The organism is Carboxydocella sp. JDF658, from assembly GCF_002049395.1.
In the GTDB taxonomy this organism is placed as follows: Bacteria; Bacillota.
Genome location: NZ_BDLR01000248.1, coordinates 1 through 319, shown reverse-complemented (window position 1 = coordinate 319; position 319 = coordinate 1). Strand labels below are relative to the sequence as shown.

Annotated in this window: 1 protein-coding gene; it reads left to right on the top strand. The window is 44.8% G+C overall.

Features of this window, described 5'->3' with window-relative positions; translation table 11 throughout:
* Positions 1-319: transposase (locus JDF658_RS14005; protein WP_143312035.1), on the top strand; the 319-nt coding region annotated here is incomplete at both ends.

Genomic DNA, 319 nt, shown 5'->3' with positions numbered 1-319 from the left:
CCATTAGATGCCTGGAAAAGCAGGTCAAAACCATTGATAAAGCCATTGCCAGGGAATTGGCTAACTTTAAGCACACGCTTGATTCTGTCCCAGGTCTTGGCCCTGTAATGTGTGCAGGTTTAATTGCTGAAATCGGTAATATTCACCGTTTTAATAACGATTCAGCATTGGCGAAATTCGCCGGTTTAACCTGGCGTAGCCATCAATCAGGTGAATTTAAAGCAGATGAAACGCCGCTAACCAGGACGGGTAATGCTTATTTGCGCTATTACTTTGTACAAGCGGCCAATCTGGTTCGGCAACATGAGCCTGAATATCG